We start from the raw sequence: 21,651 nt of genomic DNA, 5'->3' as shown, positions 1-21,651 counted from the left end.
GAGGGCTTACTTTAACCTGATCTCGCTTACGCTGCATCCTTGTGGCACCATCGGGAATACGTTATTCTCTTTGGTAACCATTATTTCTAAAAGGAATGATCCCGGTGCGGTTAGCATTTCATTTAATGCTGCAGTCAAATCTGCACGGTCATCAACTAATTTGCCCGGGATGCGGTATGCTGCGGCTAATGCCACAAAATCCGGACTTTGAATATCAACAAATGAGTAACGGCGCTGATTAAATAATTCCTGCCATTGTCTTACCATACCCAGGAAGCGGTTATTAAGGATGATAATTTTTACATCGATACCGCTTTGCATAATAGTACCCAATTCCTGGCAGGTCATCTGGAAACCTCCATCGCCAATAATAGCTACTACAGTACGATCCTGAGCGCCAAATTTAGCGCCTATAGCAGCAGGCAATGCAAAACCCATGGTTCCTAAACCACCGCTGGTTACGTTGCTGCGGGTATTGTTAAACTTAGCGTAGCGACATGCTACCATTTGGTGCTGACCTACGTCGGTAACGATAACTGCCTCGCCTTTGGTAATCTCGTTAAGCTGTTTGATTACCTCACCCATAGTCATTTCAGGCGTAGTTGGATTAAGTTCGTTATGGATAACGGCCTCAACTTCCTGGCGGGTGTAATCATTGAATTTAGCTAACCATTCTGTATGTTCTTTCTTTTCGATGGCCTTGGTCAGCAATGGAAGTGTTTCCTTGCAATCGCCCCAAACCGGTACGGTTGATTTTACGTTTTTGTCGATCTCGGCAGGGTCAATATCTAAGTGAACAACTTTTGCTTGTTTAGCATATTTATCCAGGCGACCGGTTACACGGTCGTCAAAACGCATACCTATCGCGATCAATACATCGCACTCGTTAGTTAAAACGTTAGGGCCGTAGTTGCCATGCATGCCCAGCATACCTACATTTAACGGATGGTCTGAAGGGATAGCGCCTGCACCAAGTACTGTCCAGGCGGCTGGGATACCACTTTTTTCAACAAAGGCTTTAAACTCCTGCTCGGCACTGCCCAAAATAACACCCTGACCAAACAGGATGAATGGCTTTTTAGCACTGTTGATCAACTCAGCAGCCTGCTCAATATATTGCGGACGAACAATTGGTTTCGGCCTGTAGCTGCGGATATGATCGCAAGGTTTGTAGCCTGCAAAGTCAAACAGCTGGATCTGCGCGTTTTTAGTAATATCTATCAATACCGGACCTGGCCTGCCGCTACGGGCAATATAAAATGCCTTGGCAATAACTTCCGGGATTTCGGTGGCATCAGTTACCTGGTAGTTCCATTTGGTAACCGGAGTGGTAATGTTGATCACATCAGTTTCCTGGAAGGCATCGGTACCTAAAAGGTGCGCGAAAACCTGACCGGTAATACAAACCAACGGGGTGCTGTCGATCTGGGCATCGGCCAAGCCTGTTACCAGGTTGGTAGCGCCCGGGCCGCTGGTGGCAAATACCACACCCACTTTGCCCGATGTACGTGCATAACCCTGGCCGGCGTGAATGCCGCCCTGTTCGTGGCGTACCAGTATATGGTTCAGTTTATCATTATAATCAAACAAAGCATCATAAATGGGCATGATAGCGCCTCCTGGGTAACCAAAAATGGTATCGGTACCTTCGGCTATCAATGCTTCCAATAATGCTACCGATCCAGAAACGTTTACGGTTTCGGTGGCGGCTGGCGCGGTTAAGGTTTCTTGTGCAGTTTCCATACCTGTATTTTTTATATTCATAGCACTTTTTGGTGCTAAACTGATTTATTCTATCTGTCTCTAATTTGCTAAAATGAACGGGCTTAATTTGTGTTCACTTTATTCATTCATGGCTTTTATAATAAGCCATTTTGTTTATTAATTATTCGTCGGTAACGCAGCCTTCGGCAGCGGTAGTCACGTTTTTAGCGTAACGGTATAACACACCCTTGGTAACCTTCAGCGCCGGTTTTTGCCATGCGGCACGGCGTGCGGCTATTTCTTCTTGCGGTAGCGAAACGTTTATAGTATTGGCAACAGCATCAATATTAATGATATCATCGTCTTTTACCATCGCTATAAACCCGCCATCGTAAGCCTCGGGTGTGATGTGACCGACGACGAAGCCATGCGTACCGCCGCTAAAGCGTCCATCTGTAATTAATGCAACTGAACTACCCAAACCGGCACCGAATATGGCTGAGGTTGGTTTTAGCATTTCCGGCATGCCCGGCGCGCCTTTAGGGCCCACGTTGCGGATCACCACAACGTCACCTTTTTTAACACGGCCGCTCTGGATACCGGCAATCAGTTCAAACTCGCCATCAAATACACGGGCAGGGCCGGTGAAACGTTCACCTTCTTTACCGGTGATTTTAGCAACGCTGCCACCTTCGGCAAGGTTTCCGTACAGAATTTGCAGGTGGCCGGTAGCTTTGATCGGGTTTTCTTTCGGTTTGATGATCTTTTGAGTCTCAAACTCCAGGGCCGGGATTTCAGCAAGGTTTTCGGCAATGGTTTTACCGGTAACAGTAAGGCAATCACCATGTAACCAGCCCTGCTCTAAACAGTATTTCATTACAGCCGGAACACCGCCAATGTTGTGCAGGTCTTCCATCATGTATTTACCGCTTGGTTTCATATCGGCCAGTACCGGGATCCGGTTACTTACAGCCTGGAAATCATCCTGGGTTAATTTAACGTCAACGCTTTTTGCCATTGCAATCAGGTGCAATACCGCGTTGGTTGAACCGCCCAGTACCATGATCACAACGATAGCATTTTCAAATGCCTCACGGGTCATGATATCTGATGGTTTAATATCCTTTTCTAACAACACCTTGATAGCTTTACCGGCGGCAAGGCATTCTGCTTTTTTCTCAGCGCTTAGAGCAGGGTTTGATGATGAATACGGTAAACTCATACCCAATGCCTCAATAGCTGCAGCCATCGTGTTAGCTGTATAGATACCACCGCAGGCACCTGCGCTTGGACAGGCGTTTTTAATAACGCCCATAAAATCAACATCATCAATCTGGCCGGCAATCTTTTTACCCAAAGCCTCAAATGCCGATACAATATTCAAATCTTCGCCTTTCCAATGACCCGGTTTAATAGTTCCACCGTAAACCATGATTGAAGGACGATTTAAACGGCCCATAGCCATGATGGAACCTGGCATGTTTTTATCACAACCCGGCAGGGTAATTAAGCCATCATAGTACTGAGCGCCGGTAACAGCCTCAATTGAGTCGGCAATGATATCGCGGCTCACCAATGAGTAACGCATACCTTCGGTACCGTTGCTCATGCCATCGCTTACGCCAATAGTATGGAATATCAGGCCTACCATGTCTTCATCCCAGATACCTTGTTTAACCAGCTTAGCCAGGTCATTGAGGTGCATGTTGCAAGTGTTACCATCGTAACCCATACTGGCCACGCCGACCTGTGCTTTGCGCATATCATCGTCTGTTAAGCCGATCCCGTAAAGCATGGCCTGTGCGGCAGGCTGTGTTGGGTCCTGGGTAAATGTTTTGCTATACTTGTTCAATTCTATAGCGTTGGTGGTATCTGATGATGAACTCATTTTATTAGATATGTAGACAGTTTTAGTATTTAATTTTTGTTGATGATACTGGTTTACTTGGTATCGAAAATCAATATATGTAAGGTAGCCATAGCATCATGCAATAGCAATAGTCATTTCTGATTTTTTAAAATAAGTATTTAATTTTAATTATTTTGATTTTATAGAATTTAATTTTGTAAAATTTGTTCATAAAGATATAAAATATTTTACAAAATAGACCAAAGTTTAAAACGGTATTCGGTATGTTTTTTATGCATGCATAGCAAGTTGTCGATTTTCTGCCTGAAATGGGAGGAAAGATAATTTAACTTTAAAAAAAAAGTATCCGGCTGTGCTAATGGAAGTTGATAGATGATTAGTTTCAGGCATTAATATCATATACTTACAATGAACAAAATCCTAATCCTGACATTACTGCTATTTAGCGTAACAAAAAGTTTCTCGCAAGATGCATTTACCGCCATCGAAAACAAAAATTACGATCAGCTTTCCGAATTATTGAAATCACCAAAGAATATAAACATAAGAGGTAAAAATGATATGACACCCTTGCTTAAAGCAGTAGGGCAAAACGATCTTAAAGCTGTAAAGATGTTGGTGGAAGCGGGAGCTGATTTAAGCCTTGTTCCAAAATCAAATTGGACACCCCTGATGGTGACTTGCCAAAGCGGCAGTACCGAAATGGCCGCCTACCTGATTGAAAAAGGTGCAGATATTAATGCTAAAGACGAGCACAATTGGAACCCCATCATTATAGCATCAAGAAACGGACAGGCAGCAACGGTTGCCTTGCTGTTAACCAAAGGAGTTGATGTAAATTGTAAAGCGGCAGATAAATCTACCCCGTTATTAATAGCCTCTTATAAGGGGCACTATGATGTGATAAAGTTACTGCTTGAAAAAGGTGCCGACCCAAACCCGGTAAATCGGAATAGCGAAACGGCTTTGTTTTTAGCCGCTAAACAGGGCCGGGCCGAAATAGTTAAATTATTGCTACAGCATCATGCCGATAAAACCTTTATTAATAAGGATGGGGTGAGTATTTGCGATGCTGCTAAAAGCAACGGTTACAAAGAAATCTGTGATTTGCTTTAGCGAGGCTTCGTCTGATTTGGTCGAACAAAAACTGGAGTTGCTTTTTAATGATATCGAGCTGTTATTGCAAGCTAAGTTGGCCGTTCCGGAAGCATTCTTTTCTGCCTCAATGATCCACTTGATATTTGTGAAGATCCATCCTTTTGAAGATGGCAATGGACGTACTGCACGCCTGTTTGAAAAATGGTTCATATCCGAAAGCTCGGTCTTAAAGCCTGGTTCCTGCAAGCGGAAAAATATCACTATGACCATCAATAACATCAGGCTGCTGGGACTGGAATATGAGTTGCTGGATTATTCTGCGGCTCTGCCTTTTTTGCAGGTGTTGCCTCAATCTCTTTAAATAGTTCAGTACCCATTATTCTGCACATTTGCGCCCCGTAAAATGGTAAGTATGAATCCTAAGTTGTAGAATTAAAAATAAGAGTTGATTTATTCGAATAGTTTATTTCTTTATATTTGACATAATCTAACCCTGTCACCCTGAATGAAAAACCTAACCTGTATAATTCTACTGCTCTTAGTAGCAACGGCAAATGCCCAGATAAAAAAGAAACCTGTTAAAGCTGTTGCTGAAAATAAGCCGCTAATTGTCTCAACTCCTAAAGCTACGGCTGTAATTAAAGGGAACGTCAAAAACTTTACTGATAAATATTGGGAGATGGCTGTAACCGGCGATTTAACTAATTACTCATTAACGATACCTGTTGATAAGGACGGCAATTTCAATACAGCTATAAATATTGACGGAGATACCGAAGATATCTATCTGTACCTCAATGACGATGCTATCACCGTTTGCGCCCAAAGGAACGATACCCTGTTACTTAGTTGGGATAATAAGGACTTTAAAAACACATTCCGCATCACCTCTCCTTTCCAGCATACAAACGAGCGGTTGCAAACCATGATGCTGATGTATAATCTCTACCGTAAAGAGTTGATGGATTTGGGACAGTCCTTATATGATAATAAACTCACCGATTCCGCAAAGTTTGAGAAGATCAATAAGTTATATAATAAAGTGATGATGACAGCCGCGGTGCATCTTGATCATCCCGAAAGTCAGAAGTTAATTACTGATGTTTATTATCAGTACGTTGGTTTTTTGAATAGCCATCACTTGTTATCTAAATATGAGTTGCATATAAACGACACCTCTGCTACAGGAAAAGCGCTCAATCAGCAATTTCCTGCCGGAGCATATCACGCCCAATCAGAGTTTTCTTTTAAAAACAGCAATAGCTACAAAGAATTTATTTTTAACTACGTCCGATTTTATAAGGGACTGAATAATACAACTATAATAGGATCGGATTGGGATAAGAAATTAACGCCCTTTACTCCTGCGTGGGATGAATATTATCTGGGGCTGGCCAATCTCCATTTAATTGAGTTCCGTGACTGGTTTATAACGAAAGCCATAGAGATGGATTTTGGTTACTATTCGTTTGACGATGCTGAGAACATCTACAAGGATTTTAAAACTAAGGTTAAAACGCCAAGATATGCAGATACTCTTGCGCAATTTTATGCAACAGTACGGCAATTAAAACCCGGTAATCTGGCGCCTGAATTTAGTTTGAAGAATGATAAGGGTGAGGTGGTGTCCTTGAAAAGCTTCCGGGGAAAAGTAGTGTATATCGATTTTTGGGGCGTAGGATGCGGCCCTTGCGTTTACGAAATAAAGAACACGACTGCAGCTTTGCACGAGCAGTATAAAGATAAGAATGTAGTGTTCCTGAACATCTGTGTTGATTCGGACGAGAAAGCGTGGAAAAGTAGTTTGGCCTCATTAAATGTAAGTGGTGTCAACCTCATTGCAGAGGGCTGGACAAGAAACCCGGTATGTCAAAAATATAACGTAACAGGTATCCCTCATTATATTACAATCGGAACCGATGGCAAGATTGTAAATAATAACAGCGAAAGGCCATCATCCGGGTATACACTTACAGCAGAGCTTGACAAGGCTTTGAAACAAGCGCATTAACCAGAAAGGTTATGATTGATAAAGAATTAGGTCATTATTGATTGTAAGGTATGAAGCAATCCCCAGGGCAATTACAGGGTAGTTTGTTTGCATGGGCCGCTCTGCTAATAGGAGATTGCTTCGTACTTTACAAAAATGGCGTTTACGTATCCTCCCCAAAAAAGGGTACAAAAAAGCCCGGATAAAAGCTTATCCGGGCTTTATAAATTTATAAAGTAGCGCCTATTTGTGCTGAATACCTTCGGCTAAAACAGTTACTTTATTGTTTAATGCTTCAACAACACCGCCTTTAATAAAAAACACTTCTTCTTTAGCTGCACCACCGCGTACGGTAAGTTTGCCATCCTGAAGGGTGGAAATGATTGGGGCGTGGTTGTTCAGTATTTCAAATAATCCCAAAGCACCAGGTAAGGTTACTGAGGTGGCCTCGCCTTCGTAAACTTTTTTATCGGGAGTAAGAATTTCTAATGTCATGCTTTTTGAGATTCAAGATTTAAGAATCAAGAGCCAGGCTTTTCCTGTTCTTGATTCTTGAGTCTTATTTTCTTGCTTCTTATTAAGAGTTAGCTTCAGCCAACAGCTTTTTGCCTTTTTCAATAGCATCTTCAATGCTGCCAACTAAGTTGAAAGCTGCTTCAGGATACTCGTCAACTTCACCGTCCATGATCATGTTGAAACCTTTGATGGTATCTTTAATGTCAACCAGTACACCTTTTAAGCCGGTGAACTGCTCAGCAACGTGGAATGGTTGTGACAAGAAACGCTGAACACGACGAGCGCGTGATACAACTAACTTATCTTCTTCAGAAAGCTCGTCCATACCAAGGATGGCGATGATATCCTGAAGTTCTTTGTAGCGTTGTAAAGTCTCTTTAACGCGTTGAGCTGTATTGTAGTGCTCATCACCTAAAACAGCTGGGCTAAGGATACGTGAGGTTGAATCCAATGGATCCACTGCAGGATAAATACCAAGCTCGGCAATTTTACGTGAAAGTACGGTAGTAGCATCTAAGTGGGCGAAGGTTGTAGCCGGTGCCGGGTCAGTCAAGTCATCCGCAGGTACGTAAACGGCCTGTACTGAAGTGATCGAACCACGTTTGGTTGAAGTGATACGCTCCTGCATGGTACCCATCTCAGTTGCCAGCGTTGGCTGGTAACCTACTGCTGATGGCATACGACCTAAAAGCGCTGATACTTCTGAACCTGCCTGTGTAAAACGGAAAATGTTATCGATAAAGAAAAGGATATCACGGCCTTTACCATCTTCATCACCGTCACGGAAGTACTCGGCAATTGTTAAGCCTGAAAGGGCCACACGTGCACGTGCACCCGGCGGCTCGTTCATTTGACCGAATACGAATGTTGCTTTTGAATCTTTCATGGCTTCGGTATCAACTTTAGTTAAGTCCCAACCGCCTTCTTCCATTGAATGCATGAAAGCGTCGCCATATTTTATAATGCCTGATTCAAGCATCTCACGTAAAAGGTCATTACCTTCACGTGTACGCTCACCAACACCGGCAAATACAGATAAACCTGCATAAGCTTTTGCGATGTTGTTGATCAGTTCCTGGATTAATACCGTTTTACCTACACCGGCACCACCAAACAAACCAATTTTACCACCTTTTGCATAAGGCTCTAAAAGGTCGATAACTTTAATACCTGTAAAAAGTACTTCAGTTTCGGTAGATAGGTCTTCAAACCTTGGAGGGGTTGCGTGAATAGGACGACCATTTACTTTGTCAAGATTCGGGATACCGTCGATAGCATCACCTACCACGTTAAATACACGACCTTTGATATTATCGCCTACCGGCATTTTGATAGCAGCTTCGGTATCCAATACCTTCATACCGCGTAACAAGCCGTCGGTCGAGTCCATCGCGATAGCACGTACACGGTCTTCGCCTAAGTGCTGCTGAACCTCTAAAATAACTTTTTGGCCATTGTCTTTCGTGATCTCTAATGCGTCATAAATTTTAGGAAGATGAGCGTCATCAGCGAAACTTACGTCGACTACCGGACCAATGATCCTTGAAATTTTTCCAATGTTTGGCATATATAACCTGGTGTTTTTTAAAAAATGCTTTTACTGAACAGCAACATACATCATTTGTAACAGGAATGTATAAGATGCTATTTCAGAGGCGCAAAGTTAAGATTTCTATCCAATTATTTACATAGTGTTTTAAGATTTTTGAAGGATAATTTCAACATTGATAATTGTTTGCATTTATTGCGCAAAAGTCAAAACAATTTTGCCTGTATGAGTGCTGCTCTCCATTAGTTTATGAGCCTCGGCGGCCTCGCCTGCATCAAAAGTTTTGTACACTATGGGCCGGATTTTTCCCGATAATAACAATGGCCATATTTTTTGTTCGAGGTTTTGGGCGATAGCTGCTTTGAAAGCCGTTTCCCTGCTGCGTAGCATCGATCCGGTAATGATTAGTCTTTTTGCCATTACTTTGCCCAAATCAAGCTGTACTTCGCGGCCATTCATTGCGTTGATCATGACCAGCCGCCCCTCAACAGCCAGCGAATCGATATTGCCAGGCATATAGTTGCCGCCAATCATATCCAGGATCACATTAACGCCTGTACCATCGGTAAGCGAATTGATCGCGTCTTTAAAATCAGTCGTTTTATAGTTGATGGCTTTATCCGCGCCAAGCTGCTCACAGAAACTGCATTTTTCATCAGATCCGGCTGTTACATAAACGGTACTGCCTAAAGCTTTGGCCATTTGGATAGCTGCAACGCCAATACCGCTTGAGCCACCATGCACCAATAATGATTCGCCGGGTTGAAGGCTGCCGCGATCAAAAACATTGCTCCAAACGGTAAAAAATGTTTCGGGGAGAGAAGCAGCTTCAGGGAAACTTAAATTGGAAGGAACAGGCAGGCACTGGCCTTCGGGCGCTTTACAATATTCGGCATAGCCACCGCCGGTAATGAGTGCGCAAACTTTGTCGCCCGGTTTCCAACGGGTAACCGCTTCGCCAATGTCGGCAACGGTACCGGCTACCTCCAGTCCGGGGATGTCCGCAGGTGCAGTGGCAGGTGGGGGATAATTGCCTTTACGTTGAAAAACATCGGGCCGGTTAATGCCTGCCGCCATTACTTTTATCAATACTTCGTTGTGAGTGATAACAGGCTTTGGTCTTTCCGTAAGCTGTAAAACTTCCGGGCTGCCAGGGTGGGTAATCACTATTGCTTTCATAGATTAAATATCAGTATTAGTAACCGTTATAAAGATTTGGATGTTTGTTTAATAGTAAATGGCACCAGTAGTTTTCAGGGAATTACATACTGTCTATATATTGGATATTAGATAAAGTAATTAAATAGTATTTATAAGTGTTCTTTCGGCTTTAGGGTTTGCGCTTTCTGCTTGTAGTTTTCATATAAATTGACATTAGAATTATCGGCAAAATTAGAAAGTGAGATTTAAATACGATTTATTTGCAGTATAAAACAAATACGTATGTCATTACAGATTGGCCAGCCCGCCCCTCAGTTCATTTTAATATCATCGGCCTTAAAAACCGTTTCATTAGCCGATTTTAAAGGCCGTAAGGTCGTGATCCACTTTTTCCCTTTAGCGTTTACAGGCGTTTGTACCACGCAGCTTTGCACCATGCGCGATAGCTTTGGATACTATGATGGTTTAAACGCTACTATATTGGGCATTTCTGTTGATTCGCCTTTTACTTTAGCTAAGTTTAAAGAAGAGAACAATTATCAGTTCGATCTGCTTTCTGATTTTAACAAAGAAGTATCTACGGCTTATGGTGCTATTTATGACCAGTTTGTGATGGGGCTTAAGGGTGTTTCAAAGCGCGCCGCCTTTGTAATTGACGAAGAGCAGAATATCATTTATGCCGATGTACTTGAAGATGCCGGCCAACTGCCAAATTTTGAGGCTATTGCCGAAATTGTAAAATAATTTGAATAAAAGTTTGCAGCGAAAGTTTAAAAATCTATCTTTGCATTCCATTTCGGAAAGCACTCGTAGCTCAATTGGATAGAGCATCTGACTACGGATCAGAAGGTTAGGGGTTCGACTCCCTTCGAGTGCACAACAAAGCACTGCAGTCCGGAATTTTTCCACCGCTGGTGCAAATTAACTGTAAGCCTTTCTGTTGTATTACCGAAAGGCTTTTAATTTATCAAGAGCATGCTAAATCTGGTTTTGTTTGGCCCTCCCGGAGCCGGGAAAGGTACTCAGTCGAAAAAACTTATTGAAAAATACGATTTGATCCATCTTTCAACCGGAGATTTGTTACGTGGCGAGATTACACAAGGTACAGCGTTGGGCTTAGAAGCTAAAAAACTGATGGATGAAGGGAAGCTTGTTCCGGATGCCGTGGTTATTGGCATGATCAGCAATAAGCTTGATGCTAATAAAGACGCCAAAGGTTTTATTTTTGATGGTTTTCCACGTACAGTTGCTCAGGCAGAAGCTTTGGATGAGTTACTGGAATCAAAACAATCGGCAATTTCGGGCATGATCGCCCTTGAAGTTGGCGATGATGAGTTGGAGCGTCGCTTGTTAGAGCGTGGTAAGGAATCTGGAAGACCAGATGATGCCAATCCCGAGGTGATCCGCAAGCGTATTAAAGAGTATAATGATAAAACTGCTCCTGTAGCTGGTTTTTATCAAAATCAAAATAAATTTAAAAGCATTAACGGCGTAGGTTCGGTGGATGAAATCTTCGATGCTATTGTTAATGTAATTGAAGAGTATAAAAAATAGTCGTTCGGAAGTCTTTAGTCCGGAAGTCAGTAAAGTCCGCAGGTTAGGAAGATTAAAATTCTTAACTTTCGGACTTTACTGACTTTCGGACTTTCCGTCTAAATCAAAAATTATGTCGCAGGGTTCAAATTTTGTTGATTATGTGAAGATCTGTTGCCGTTCAGGCCACGGAGGTGCTGGTTCTGCCCATTTGCATCGTGATATATTAACTTCAAAAGGCGGTCCCGATGGTGGCGACGGCGGCAGGGGAGGCCATGTTATTGTAAAAGGTAACGCCCAACTGTGGACTATGCTGCACCTTAAATACCGTAAACACGTAATTGCCGGTGATGGCGATTCGGGCGGCAGCTCATTGCGTACGGGCAAAACCGGCCGCGACGAAATATTGGAAGTGCCCCTTGGTACTACCGTGAAAAATGCTGAAACCGGTGAAGTACTTTTTGAAATAACCAAAGATGGTGAAACCAAGATCCTTACTCCCGGTGGCCGCGGTGGCTTGGGCAACTGGCATTTTAAAACATCAACCCAACAGACCCCCCGCTTTGCCCAACCCGGCGAAGATGGCCGTGAGGACTGGAATATCCTCGAACTAAAAGTGCTGGCTGATGTTGGTTTGGTAGGTTTCCCTAACGCAGGTAAATCCACCCTGCTTTCGGTGGTATCGGCTGCCAAGCCCGAAATTGCCGATTACGCTTTTACCACACTGGTACCTAATTTAGGTATCGTATCATACCGTGGCGGCCGTTCATTTGTAATGGCCGATATTCCGGGCATTATTGAAGGAGCATCACAGGGCAAAGGTTTAGGATTTAGGTTTTTGAGACATATTGAGCGCAACTCGGTATTGCTGTTTATGGTGCCTGCCGATACATCGCGCAGTATAAAAGAAGAATACAGCATCCTGCTGCATGAACTGGAAGAATATAATCCCGAACTGATGCACAAGCCTCGTGTGTTAGCCATAACCAAGACCGACATGCTCGACGATGAGCTGCAGGCTGAAATGAAAAAGGAGATCCCCGATGGAATCCCCTCTATATTTATATCATCTGTAGCCCAGAAAAATATCGATCAGCTAAAAGACCTGCTCTGGAAAGAGATCAACGCCAGCGTTATTTAGCCTCCCACAAAATGTAGTCATTACTAAGCATCGTCATTTTAAAGCCGGTATAGCCAGGAAAACATTTGCGCATGATAGTTGATTTTGGACCGATGTAATCGGCGGGCAAAACTATGTACAGTGGTCCGGCGTGCCCATTATATACGTAGTCATCATAATCGATTGCCACTTCAGCGCCAATGGTTTCAACGGTTATAGTGCGGTTGCGTTCAATTTCCAGGCTCAGATCAGGGCTGTTAAATACAAAAATGGCGTTGTTGTTTTGCTTATCGAGGTTGCGGATATAGTTTAGCGATGGCTGATCGATAAATAACTGTGCTATCCCCGAATATCCCCTTGCGCCGATATTTTTATTTTGAAAGTAGCTTGGCACAAAGTATTTGTAGCTGGAGTAAGCTATTACAAAACATATAAAATAAAACAGGTATTTATAACCAGTTTGCAATCTGCTTACCAGGTAAATGATGCCGGGTGCGGCGATAAGCCCGATGAGCCTCAAATGCCTTGCTTCATATGAAATATTGGCCTGTCTCAAAAATGATTGTCCGAAAAACAACACCGATACCACATAAAAAACCACCAGTAGCAGCGCATAATTTTTGTGAGGCGCCTTTTTTACAATAAACCAAATTAATAAAATGCTTAATACTGCACAGATCAGCACGATGATCACCCCCCAAAAGTAAGTAAACATGGGAGGGTCATCATGAAACAAAAGGCCGTTTGTAAGGTCATCTACCGAAAAAGCGGTTAATATTGGCGAGGCCAAAGGAAAGCCAAAAGTTTCCCAAACCAGCTTTATGCCCCCGGTTATCGATGAGGGGTTAGCACCTTTTGAAAGATAAAAATGATAGATCATAAATAAGGATAATACCGCAGGGACTCCTATCCATATGCCATTTTTTATCCAGCGAATGATGTCTTTTGTTTCCATAGAAAACCTAAGCCATAAAAAACAGCAAGTGGCAGCATACATCCATAAAAATGACGATTTGCAAATGAAGCCTAATATTCCACCTATAAAGAGGAATACGGCCAGTTTCCAGGTTATTTTTTCAATGGCTATGCATCCGTATAAAAACCAGCCGGTGTAACCAAAAAGTAGTACCTCGCCACCATTGTAAAATACATAAGGTGTAAAAAAAGATAACTGAATTACGATGAATAGTACACTTAAAGCCGAGATCATTGGTGTAAACCCTGCTTTTTTAAAGAAATAGTAAAAGCCGAAAATGCCGGATAACGAAAATAGCAGGGTTACTATTGAAGAAGCGCGACCTGTGTTGACGCCAAAAATAAGTTTAAAGAAATAGGGCACCAGGTATTGCCCCGGCGACCACCAGGCGAGGAATTCTGAAGTGTTTTTGCTGATATCGTTCTGATCGGGTTTAACCATGACATTAAATGCCGAACCCAGTTCCATTGAGCGCATTACCTGGAAGCCCTTGCTGGGGTCGGGGTAAATGGCGGCTGGGGCTATGATCAGCATAATGCCCATAAAGAAAACAATCCCGCTAATAACCAATAAAATGATTTGGTGGGTTTGTAGTTTCTGTTTCAGCATATAATTATTTTAAGCAGATGATGTTTAAGTTTTAACTGATTTCCCGTTCCCTGATCTTTACCGCCGGGTTGCCCTGGTAGATGCCGTACGCCTCCATGTTTTTTGTAGCGATAGAACCGCTGGTCAATACCGCGTGCGATGCTACCGTCACGCCCGGATTTACCATAGCCCCGGCGCAGATCCACACGCCGTCTTCCAAAATTATGCCTTTGGTTATCAAATCAAAGGATGTTTTTTGGTAATTGTGGCTGCCCGTTAACAGCACAGCCCCCTGCGACAGGCAAACGTGCGCGCCGATATGGATGAGCACTAAACTATCTATCCATACATTTTCACCTATCCAACTTTCATCGCCGATATGCAGGTTCCATGGATATTTGATGTTTACGCAAGGCTTAATAGTTACATTTTTACCCACCTTGGCACTAAACAGCTTCAGCAAAAATGCTTTGAACGCACTTGAGGGTATAATGCTTGTTTTAAAGAATATGGCGTTACAGTAGTACCACAAAATGCGTTTTAAAACGTTGCCGCCCGGATGATAAGGATAATTATTATAAGTTGAAAGGTCAGTTCTGAACATCAGCGCCGGTAAGCTTATCATTACGTTTGATCCAAATATACAGGCTAAACGCTATAATAATGTAAAGAAGTATATTAAAAATGGTATGGTGATCAACTATCCGGTTTGCCTTTTTCGACCAGAAGATGGCCAGTAAAACAAAACGAATCACGTTTAAAAATTCGATAACTAAAATGCCTGAAATGAGAAATACCAATTTTGATCGCAACGGAGACGGATAGGCCAGCACAAATGCCGAAAAGAAGCTGACCAACCCTAAGCCGAGACAACTGTATACAATAGCCAGTGTCCCTTTACCCGCAACCAGTAACTCGGAATTATTATCAATGGCAGCGTAACCAAGCCACTTCAGGATCATGACACTGCAATCCAATAAAACCTGTCTCAAAGCCGCAATATAATTCAGGTGTTCGGCTAAAAAGGCGTTATAATTTCCGCCGGGATTAGTAATGCCGAAAAAGAAAATATTAAAGCTATAAAAAATGGTAAACAGCAATACAAACAACAGCACGAACCGTATCGCCGGGTTATTTAAAAAAGCACGTTGTTTCATTGTTTTTTGCTCTCCTTTTGTAACTCATAAATTTTTGCATCAATCAAAAACCTGAACCAAAATCCTTGTAAAAAATGGAATACCAGCCCGGTTTTTCCATCTAAAAAACCCAATTTTATAAAGTATCTTACGGTAAAATAAATTACAGGCCTTACAAATAAAGGAAACGCCTCGTATCGTTTTTTCATATACCGGCGCCGCTCCATAGGGTTGCCAAATAAACGTGGATGTACCAGCTTGCCGTTATCATCAACAACCTTGGTGTTTTGCTGTTCAACAAGGTATTGTGCCTCCAGCGTTGCCCAATGATTATGCCGGGCAATGAAACTGGTAAGCGAATCGGTTATTACATCGATGATATCAGTTTTAAGTACCTGCGTTTTACCGGTAACTTTAAAATGCTGATCATACAATTTTTCTTCGCAATGCCCGAAGCCGCGCCTGAACAGGTTGGCGTGGTATGTTGGATAGTGGCCGCCATGTTTGATCCATTTGCCCATAAATAGGGTACGCCTGCTGATCAGGAAACCATTTGTTTCAGCATCTATGGGCTTGGAGAAAATATCGTTAAGCTGGGCGGCAAGCTCTGGTGTTACCCGGTGATCAGCATCCAGGTTAAGTACCCAGGTACCTGTTAAAGGCAGGTTATTCAAAGCCCAGTTACGCTGGGCTGCATAATTTTCAAATGGATGGCTGAAGACGTTTTGCGTGTACCTTTGGCAAATAGCCAGTGTGGTATCCGTTGAACCTGAATCAACAATATAGATATTGGCTTTTAGCACCGCCGCGCTTTGCAGGCAGTCGCCAATGTTCTTTTCCTCGTTAAAAGTTAAGATAATAATATCCAGGCTCTCGCTCACTTAAGTTTGGCTTTAATGATCATGCTCATCCAAATATAAGGGAACCTGCCGCAGCCCCTGAATGCTGTTACCTCAAATCCATGTTCATTGAGGATTTGTGTCAGCGTTTTAACCGACCAAAATTTGATATGCCCGCCCTGCCACAAAGGGCTGATATGATTATCCCATTTATTTAAAATACTCAAAAACAGGTTTTTTAAATAACCATGATAAGGCGTTGAGATGATGAGCTCACCTTTTGATTCGCTTAAAACATCCCGGCAAAGGCGTATAAACGCGTAGGGGTCGTACAAATGCTCAATAACCTCAGTTGATATAATGGTATTAAACTGTATAGCTCTTAATGGCTCCGGTACCCCTTCAACCGAAAGATCATGAACGAAAAACCTGCCGGGATTTATTTTATCGGCAATAGCAATGCCTGGTTTAGATGCATCGATACCATAAGCATTAAATCCCCTTGCTAATAAATAATTTACCAGGTGACCATTGCCGCAGCCAAGGTCGAGAATGCTGGTGTTGTTATCCTTATTTAATAACGACATAAGCGGTTTCTCGAGCTCCTTAAATACATGGCAAGGGCTTGCATCGGGATAATCGTAATCTTTATAAGCGCTCATGCGATGGTTATTTGCGGATCCACATTTTTATATTTTTTCATTAAGACAGTTCTTTCAAAATCATATCGATCGGTTGCGTAATTCAAATCTCTTTTAAAATTTTAGAATTTAACAATGCCTTATGAATGAGCAGCATGCTGATATAGCTCCAGAAGATGGTATTGAACAGGAACTCAAAACTGATGCCGCGCCACATGATCTGAAACAGGCCCGAAAATATAAGTGCTGTGCCTAATATATATCCCCCAAAAAGTTTTTCGGCTTTAACAGCTATTAGCTGTGCGAGGGCGCCGTAAGCGAAAAGGAAAATAAAGATCCCCCAATCACCTCCTGAAAGATACGCATCAACGATGTAGGCGGGTTTGGCTGATACGGTAGAGTTACGGTTAACCACCCCGGCATCATAAACGCGCTGCATGATCATGGCTTCGGTAATTGGCTTGGAGGGCCAGAAAATCCGCGGCACCAACGCAATAGCCGATTGTTTAACAATATCCAATCCATAAAAATCCACATTTTTAGGTGTCGACTGCACAAAGCGGGTAAACATATCGATCTCACTTAAGCGATATACCAAAAAATCCCAGTTAGTTTCGTCAACATCGCTGTTATCACTATTTAATGCTGCGTCAAGGGCCAGTTGTGAAGCTTCGTCGCTATCTGCATCTCCATTCCATGCATTGGCCCGGAAAATATGGTTATATGTTGGTAAAACCGTAAATAATAAAACAATGATAGGGACAAAAGTGATGGTTACTAATTTTTTATAGGTAGGATATAGGAAGATCCCTAAAACCAGTACGCTGATAATAATAGGTTCTTTAAACCCAGATGTAAGCGCCTGATAAAAATTAAAGGCATATAGTAAAAGGCAGATGAGCGTATTGGCCCCTTTTTTTAGTGGTATGGCAAAGGCCAGCGCCAATGTACCGGCAATAAAGCTCAATGAGCTAAACTGGTAATAAAATTGGGAAAGGCCGGGTATCTTAAGAAATAACAGCGAAAGCGGAAAACTGACAATTGCCGACGTCATGAGCAGATTTGCCAGCCTTTCGGTTTCGACGTAGTATTTTTTAATTACCGGATAATTCATGAAAATAAGTATGCCCATCACAAATGAAGCATGCCCAAGGCAGTAATAGCGCTGGCATTGGGCAATTAAGCCCAGAGTGTCTTTATCCTTTAACGTGTGAATAAACACGTGCTTGAAATTTTCATAGCCGAGGGTATTCATAAAATAAAAGATGGATGTGCTGCACATGTACCCCGCAAAAATTATCTGGATAATAAATAAGGGCCTCATCAACTGTTCGGCCATGGGGCGGTCGTCGGGGATTGGACGTACCCAGCCGGTAAGTGTTATCAGGAATATAAAAAATGAGCCCCCCCATGCAATAAAATAGGATAACACGCTATCACTTTTACATGCCAGTGCCAGCAGCCATGGTATAAACAACACAATATATCGTTCTATCGATTTGCTTTGCTGCATTTATTAATTATGTTATTGATAAATTGCCTTTTGCCATTAGTTCGAAGTTATAAGTAAAAAAAGGTCAGAAACCAAACTTGTGAGTTAAGATTTAATACTATTGACTTAACACCAATTGTTCTATCGCTTCAACCTGTTTGACAAAGCTCCAACCTTCAATAATTTCCCTGGACTGTTGCCCCATTGTAAATAAAGCGGTTTTATCATAGAGTAGCAATGTTTTTAGCTTGCTTTTTAGATCAACCCCGTCATTCGCGTTAAAGATAAGTCCGTTTTCATAATCCTTTACCAAATCGGTGCCCGCGCCTACTTTGTTTGATATCAATATGGCCTTGCCACAGGCCATCGCCTCGTTTATGGCCAGCCCCCAGGTTTCACCGGGGCCTTTTGAAGGGAGGCAAAAAATGTCACATGCCTGATAAACCACCGGCATATAAAGCTGGTTTTGGAAATCAATAAAGTGGATGTTTTTATGCCGGCTTGCTTTATTTTTCAGTTCTATCTCCAAAATACCATTTCCTGCAAATAGCAGATGGGTGCCCGGCTGTGTTACGTCGATAAATGCTTCAAGCAGCGACAGCGGGTTTTTCTTATGCTCAAACTTGCCTGCAAAAAGCAGGAGTTTTTCATCATCAGCTATTCCTAACTGTTTGCGAAGGGTAAGGGCTTCATTGGTCCTGTCTTCGGCAAAGCGATCATTATCTACAGCATGCGGTGCAAAAAATAACTGCGTTTCTTTTAAACCGCATTTTTTAAAATAAGCCTTATTGTTTGACCCTGCATATAGTGCAAAATCAATATGGCGGTAAATCCGCTTTAAAAACAGGCTTCGCAATACGGATTTGATACCGCCTTTATCATCAAGTAAAGTTGAATCGCCCCGGAAAATAACAGGTACCCTGCCTTTAAAATATTTGAGGATTTTGAGATGGCTTTTGTAAAACCAGCCGTACACCATAATAACATCGGGCTGCCAGTTATTTATTTGACTGATAAGATCGGGATTATCAATTCCTTTTGAATGATGCGAGCCGGGATCGGTCGAAATGTTTTTTACCCACTCATAAGGATAACCCTCAAGGAGCGGAAGGTTCCAAGTGATAGTTTTACCAAAGCCTGGATCAAATTTTTGCAAACCGCCTTCGCCCCAGGTATAAAATACCATGACGTTTATTTTTTGCCGTTCATACAGGAGCTTAAATACCGGTGCATAATACTGTATAGGATGAGTGATAACTATGGCCAAATTTTTCATTCAGATGGTCTCACCCATTATATTAATACTTTTTGCATTTTGAAGGCGATGGTTTATCAGTTCAATGTCTCTGCAGTAAATAGTATTGTATGCACCAAAGGTATCTAACCTGGTTAAAACGCGTTTAAAAGGATCATAGACAATGGCCCTAAAACCTTTTGACAGTAACAACTTGTGAATATCCTGATCGCTAAAACCGTACCGGCCGCCGCTACCGTTAAGCTCAATGATGATGGCCTTTAGCAGAGGCGAATCAAGGGTAGATCCCATTCCTTTAAGCACTTCGGTCTCAAAACCTTCCACGTCTATCTTGATAAGAGCGGGTTTGTATGTTTCCAATAGTGAATCAATAGTGATTATAGGTACGATAACAGTGTTTTTGCCTTTCTCATCTTTAGTAATAACATGGTTTCCGGTATCTTCATCGGCCGAAAATCTGATCTCGCCCGCTGTTGCGCCGGCGCCGGCATTAATAAGCTTTACTTTGCTCTGCAAATAATTAAGCCCGATATTGCTGTTTAAAATATCAAAAGTTGCTTTAACAGGTTCAAGTGTAACACTATTAGCTTTGGCTATGCCGGAAGCCAACAGCGTATATGAACCTACATTCGCGCCAATGTCAAAAAAGATATCTTCCGGCTTTAAAAAATGAAGCAGAAAGGCCATATCATTAAATTCATGTAACCCCGTGTATATATTACCGGTAATACCCCTCAGCCCCTTGGTTGCATAAAACTTAACATCACCAACAAAAGGTTTTATAATGAACTTCGACCTTGAAAGCCTTGACTGTACCTGCCACCAGGCAAACCGCCATAAGGCTTTTGCCGGATGTTTTTTTCCCAAAGGATGTTTTAAAATAAAGCCGACAGTTCGTTTAATGGCGTTCATAAATAATTCTATCAAATAACCGGCACTGCGCCAACGTCATTTCAAGTGCCGAATATTTTTCGATGGCATCAGCATTATATTCAACAGTCTGGAAATTACCCTTAATTAATTGCTCAAAAAATATAAATAAGTTTTCGGAGGTAACGTCATCATAGTTGTAAACATGTTCTACACCGTACTGCTGCATAATAGGTATAGCAGAGCTTGCGGCATTAAATACGGCCAAAACCGGCCTTTTTGTGAGCAGGTATGGGAATATTTTTGATGCTGTGTATTTAGGATCATCTGACCCAGGTATAAAAAGAGCGTCGGCCAGCTGCAATGTGAGCAAAGCTTGATAGTAGCTGATGCGGTCGGTAATTTCAACAAGATGTTCTTCCATATCATATTGTTTTGCCAGGGGAAGGATAGTAGCGATCCCTTGCCCGGCGGGGGCATAACTGGTACCGATGAAGTAGAGTTTGATTTTGTCAAACCGCTCTTTATTGGTATTCAATCCGGTTCTTAATGCGTCGAACACCGGGCTAATGGCCTTGTGAAGGTCCTTCCCTCCGCGGCCGATATATACCACATTGATAAAGCCGTCATGAAGCAACCCTGCAAAATTTTTTTGGTTAGTTTTAGCTATTTGCAGATCGGGCTCAAATGCCCCGAAGGTTATAGTAGCGGCCGGAACTTTTTGAATTACCGGGTAACGTAATTTGAGCTGATCAATGTAACCGGCAGATACACTGATAATCCCGGACGCATTTTTTATGGCGATGGGTTCCATGTATTTATTTAAACGGTAAGCGAACCAATATTTTGGCGGCCGATCGCTTTTAGGTTTGTTGATATAATAATCGGAATGCCAGGGGTCCTGCATATCAATGACGTAGGAAACCCCGAATCGCTTTTTCCAGTAAGCACCCAACGTACAAACCGGGAACTGTGTGGTTGAGAAATAAATAAGATCAAATTTGTTGTTCTTCAGCAGGCAGTTAACCGTTTTGCGGTAATACCATAACGAGCGGATGGCAATACTGCCCAACCCAACTTTTGAAGTGAGTGCCTTGCTGAGCGCTTTCACTTTGTGAACTTTAATGCCCGGAGGGAGACTTTGCAACAACAATTCGTCTTTTGCCAGGTCGGCATACTGGGCATCAATGGTCACCACTTCGGCATCCCAGCCGCAGGCTGCAAAATAAGGGAGGCTCATCCTCACGCGCTGCATATCTGCCGCGTTTACCGGCGGGAAGTATGGCGAAATAATGAGCAGCTTTTTATTCAAT

Annotated in this window: 20 protein-coding genes and 1 tRNA gene; 7 read left to right on the top strand and 14 right to left on the bottom strand. The window is 42.4% G+C overall.

Going from position 1 to position 21,651, the window contains the following annotated elements:
• Positions 1-6 precede the first annotated feature (6 nt).
• Together ilvB and ilvD are read right to left on the bottom strand one after the other, a co-directional pair.
• On the bottom strand, positions 7-1,743 hold the full coding sequence (gene ilvB, locus J3L18_RS19625) for a biosynthetic-type acetolactate synthase large subunit (protein ID WP_129569945.1): 1,737 nt from the start codon (positions 1,741-1,743) through the stop codon (positions 7-9).
• Between the two features lie 142 nt (positions 1,744-1,885).
• Positions 1,886-3,592 carry a dihydroxy-acid dehydratase gene (gene ilvD, locus J3L18_RS19620; RefSeq protein ID WP_175490025.1) on the bottom strand — a complete coding sequence of 569 codons (1,707 nt, stop codon included), beginning with the start codon at positions 3,590-3,592 and terminating at the stop codon, positions 1,886-1,888.
• Between the two features lie 390 nt (positions 3,593-3,982).
• Between ilvD and J3L18_RS19615 the strand changes: the two genes are divergently transcribed.
• The 3 genes from J3L18_RS19615 (at position 3,983) to J3L18_RS19605 (ending at position 6,683) form a co-directional block, all read left to right on the top strand.
• Positions 3,983-4,690 (top strand): ankyrin repeat domain-containing protein, encoded by a 708-nt coding sequence (locus tag J3L18_RS19615; protein ID WP_129569946.1) that lies wholly within the window; start codon positions 3,983-3,985, stop codon positions 4,688-4,690.
• A complete protein-coding gene (locus J3L18_RS19610) occupies positions 4,677-5,033 on the top strand; it encodes a Fic family protein (RefSeq protein ID WP_311084055.1) in 357 nt (118 codons plus the stop codon). Before J3L18_RS19615 ends, J3L18_RS19610 begins: the two co-directional genes overlap by 14 nt.
• A gap of 144 nt (positions 5,034-5,177) precedes the next feature.
• Positions 5,178-6,683 carry a TlpA family protein disulfide reductase gene (locus tag J3L18_RS19605; protein ID WP_129569947.1) on the top strand — a complete coding sequence of 502 codons (1,506 nt, stop codon included), beginning with the start codon at positions 5,178-5,180 and terminating at the stop codon, positions 6,681-6,683.
• A gap of 222 nt (positions 6,684-6,905) precedes the next feature.
• Here the strand turns inward: J3L18_RS19605 and atpC are convergent, their stop codons facing one another.
• The 3 genes from atpC to J3L18_RS19590 form a co-directional block, all read right to left on the bottom strand.
• A complete protein-coding gene (gene atpC, locus J3L18_RS19600) occupies positions 6,906-7,157 on the bottom strand; it encodes an ATP synthase F1 subunit epsilon (RefSeq protein WP_091174059.1) in 252 nt (83 codons plus the stop codon).
• Between the two features lie 82 nt (positions 7,158-7,239).
• Entirely contained in the window at positions 7,240-8,745 is a 1,506-nt protein-coding gene (gene atpD, locus J3L18_RS19595; RefSeq protein WP_090530069.1) for a F0F1 ATP synthase subunit beta, read from the bottom strand.
• 174 nt (positions 8,746-8,919) lie between these two features.
• The gene (locus J3L18_RS19590; RefSeq protein ID WP_129569948.1) at positions 8,920-9,906 is read right to left on the bottom strand and encodes an NAD(P)H-quinone oxidoreductase; all 987 of its coding nucleotides are present in this window, start codon (positions 9,904-9,906) and stop codon (positions 8,920-8,922) included.
• A gap of 264 nt (positions 9,907-10,170) precedes the next feature.
• On the opposite strand from J3L18_RS19590, the gene J3L18_RS19585 reads away from it, so the two are divergent.
• From J3L18_RS19585 to obgE, 4 genes are all read left to right on the top strand, one after another.
• The gene (locus J3L18_RS19585) at positions 10,171-10,632 is read left to right on the top strand and encodes a redoxin domain-containing protein (protein WP_129569949.1); all 462 of its coding nucleotides are present in this window, start codon (positions 10,171-10,173) and stop codon (positions 10,630-10,632) included.
• A gap of 59 nt (positions 10,633-10,691) precedes the next feature.
• Positions 10,692-10,765, top strand: a tRNA-Arg gene (locus tag J3L18_RS19580).
• 98 nt (positions 10,766-10,863) lie between these two features.
• Complete coding sequence (locus J3L18_RS19575; RefSeq protein ID WP_090530057.1) at positions 10,864-11,442, top strand: adenylate kinase; 579 nt, start codon at positions 10,864-10,866, stop codon at positions 11,440-11,442.
• Between the two features lie 112 nt (positions 11,443-11,554).
• Positions 11,555-12,562 (top strand): GTPase ObgE, encoded by a 1,008-nt coding sequence (gene obgE, locus J3L18_RS19570; RefSeq protein ID WP_090530054.1) that lies wholly within the window; start codon positions 11,555-11,557, stop codon positions 12,560-12,562.
• Here obgE and J3L18_RS19565 read toward each other — a convergent pair.
• The 9 genes from J3L18_RS19565 to J3L18_RS19525 all read right to left on the bottom strand — a co-directional run bounded on the left by J3L18_RS19565 (position 12,555) and on the right by J3L18_RS19525 (position 21,650).
• Complete coding sequence (locus tag J3L18_RS19565; RefSeq protein WP_129569950.1) at positions 12,555-14,126, bottom strand: hypothetical protein; 1,572 nt, start codon at positions 14,124-14,126, stop codon at positions 12,555-12,557. The genes obgE and J3L18_RS19565 overlap by 8 nt on opposite strands.
• Before the next feature lie 31 nt (positions 14,127-14,157).
• A complete protein-coding gene (locus tag J3L18_RS19560; protein ID WP_223266184.1) occupies positions 14,158-14,730 on the bottom strand; it encodes a putative colanic acid biosynthesis acetyltransferase in 573 nt (190 codons plus the stop codon).
• Positions 14,696-15,262: an exosortase Y gene (gene xrtY / locus J3L18_RS19555; protein ID WP_129569951.1), complete on the bottom strand. Its 567-nt coding sequence runs from the start codon at positions 15,260-15,262 to the stop codon at positions 14,696-14,698. Before xrtY ends, J3L18_RS19560 begins: the two co-directional genes overlap by 35 nt.
• Entirely contained in the window at positions 15,259-16,122 is an 864-nt protein-coding gene (locus J3L18_RS19550) for a glycosyltransferase family 2 protein (RefSeq protein ID WP_129569952.1), read from the bottom strand. The genes xrtY and J3L18_RS19550 overlap by 4 nt, the downstream gene beginning before the upstream one ends.
• On the bottom strand, positions 16,119-16,742 hold the full coding sequence (locus J3L18_RS19545; RefSeq protein WP_129569953.1) for a class I SAM-dependent methyltransferase: 624 nt from the start codon (positions 16,740-16,742) through the stop codon (positions 16,119-16,121). Before J3L18_RS19545 ends, J3L18_RS19550 begins: the two co-directional genes overlap by 4 nt.
• A gap of 82 nt (positions 16,743-16,824) precedes the next feature.
• Positions 16,825-18,234, bottom strand: coding sequence for an exosortase Y-associated Wzy-like protein (locus J3L18_RS19540; RefSeq protein ID WP_129569954.1), 1,410 nt, complete (start codon positions 18,232-18,234; stop codon positions 16,825-16,827).
• 97 nt (positions 18,235-18,331) lie between these two features.
• On the bottom strand, positions 18,332-19,489 hold the full coding sequence (locus J3L18_RS19535) for a glycosyltransferase family 4 protein (protein ID WP_129569955.1): 1,158 nt from the start codon (positions 19,487-19,489) through the stop codon (positions 18,332-18,334).
• Complete coding sequence (locus tag J3L18_RS19530; protein ID WP_129569956.1) at positions 19,490-20,380, bottom strand: FkbM family methyltransferase; 891 nt, start codon at positions 20,378-20,380, stop codon at positions 19,490-19,492. It lies immediately after the preceding gene.
• Positions 20,367-21,650, bottom strand: a complete 1,284-nt coding sequence (locus J3L18_RS19525) for a glycosyltransferase family protein (protein WP_223266185.1) — start codon at positions 21,648-21,650, stop codon at positions 20,367-20,369. Before J3L18_RS19525 ends, J3L18_RS19530 begins: the two co-directional genes overlap by 14 nt.
• Between the last annotated feature and the right edge of the window lies 1 nt (position 21,651).

Source organism: Mucilaginibacter gossypii (assembly GCF_017569325.2).
GTDB lineage: Bacteria > Bacteroidota > Bacteroidia > Sphingobacteriales > Sphingobacteriaceae > Mucilaginibacter > Mucilaginibacter gossypii.
Note: the sequence above shows the minus strand (reverse complement) of the source record. Positions and strands in the feature narration are given on the sequence as shown.

Excerpts from the sequence above, each read along its gene's own strand:
- J3L18_RS19560 (WP_223266184.1), bottom strand. The coding sequence starts at position 14,730 with ATGATAAGCTTACCGGCGCTGATGTTCAGAACTGACCTTTCAACTTAT.
- J3L18_RS19605 (WP_129569947.1), top strand. The coding sequence starts at position 5,178 with ATGAAAAACCTAACCTGTATAATTCTACTGCTCTTAGTAGCAACGGCA.
- atpC (WP_091174059.1), bottom strand. The coding sequence starts at position 7,157 with ATGACATTAGAAATTCTTACTCCCGATAAAAAAGTTTACGAAGGCGAG.
- J3L18_RS19575 (WP_090530057.1), top strand. The coding sequence starts at position 10,864 with ATGCTAAATCTGGTTTTGTTTGGCCCTCCCGGAGCCGGGAAAGGTACT.
- xrtY (WP_129569951.1), bottom strand. The coding sequence starts at position 15,262 with ATGAAACAACGTGCTTTTTTAAATAACCCGGCGATACGGTTCGTGCTG.
- ilvD (WP_175490025.1), bottom strand. The coding sequence starts at position 3,592 with ATGAGTTCATCATCAGATACCACCAACGCTATAGAATTGAACAAGTAT.
- J3L18_RS19545 (WP_129569953.1), bottom strand. The coding sequence starts at position 16,742 with ATGAGCGCTTATAAAGATTACGATTATCCCGATGCAAGCCCTTGCCAT.
- J3L18_RS19535 (WP_129569955.1), bottom strand. The coding sequence starts at position 19,489 with ATGAAAAATTTGGCCATAGTTATCACTCATCCTATACAGTATTATGCA.
- J3L18_RS19565 (WP_129569950.1), bottom strand. The coding sequence starts at position 14,126 with ATGCTGAAACAGAAACTACAAACCCACCAAATCATTTTATTGGTTATT.
- J3L18_RS19590 (WP_129569948.1), bottom strand. The coding sequence starts at position 9,906 with ATGAAAGCAATAGTGATTACCCACCCTGGCAGCCCGGAAGTTTTACAG.
- J3L18_RS19615 (WP_129569946.1), top strand. The coding sequence starts at position 3,983 with ATGAACAAAATCCTAATCCTGACATTACTGCTATTTAGCGTAACAAAA.
- atpD (WP_090530069.1), bottom strand. The coding sequence starts at position 8,745 with ATGCCAAACATTGGAAAAATTTCAAGGATCATTGGTCCGGTAGTCGAC.
- J3L18_RS19530 (WP_129569956.1), bottom strand. The coding sequence starts at position 20,380 with ATGAACGCCATTAAACGAACTGTCGGCTTTATTTTAAAACATCCTTTG.
- ilvB (WP_129569945.1), bottom strand. The coding sequence starts at position 1,743 with ATGGAAACTGCACAAGAAACCTTAACCGCGCCAGCCGCCACCGAAACC.
- J3L18_RS19585 (WP_129569949.1), top strand. The coding sequence starts at position 10,171 with ATGTCATTACAGATTGGCCAGCCCGCCCCTCAGTTCATTTTAATATCA.
- obgE (WP_090530054.1), top strand. The coding sequence starts at position 11,555 with ATGTCGCAGGGTTCAAATTTTGTTGATTATGTGAAGATCTGTTGCCGT.
- J3L18_RS19540 (WP_129569954.1), bottom strand. The coding sequence starts at position 18,234 with ATGCAGCAAAGCAAATCGATAGAACGATATATTGTGTTGTTTATACCA.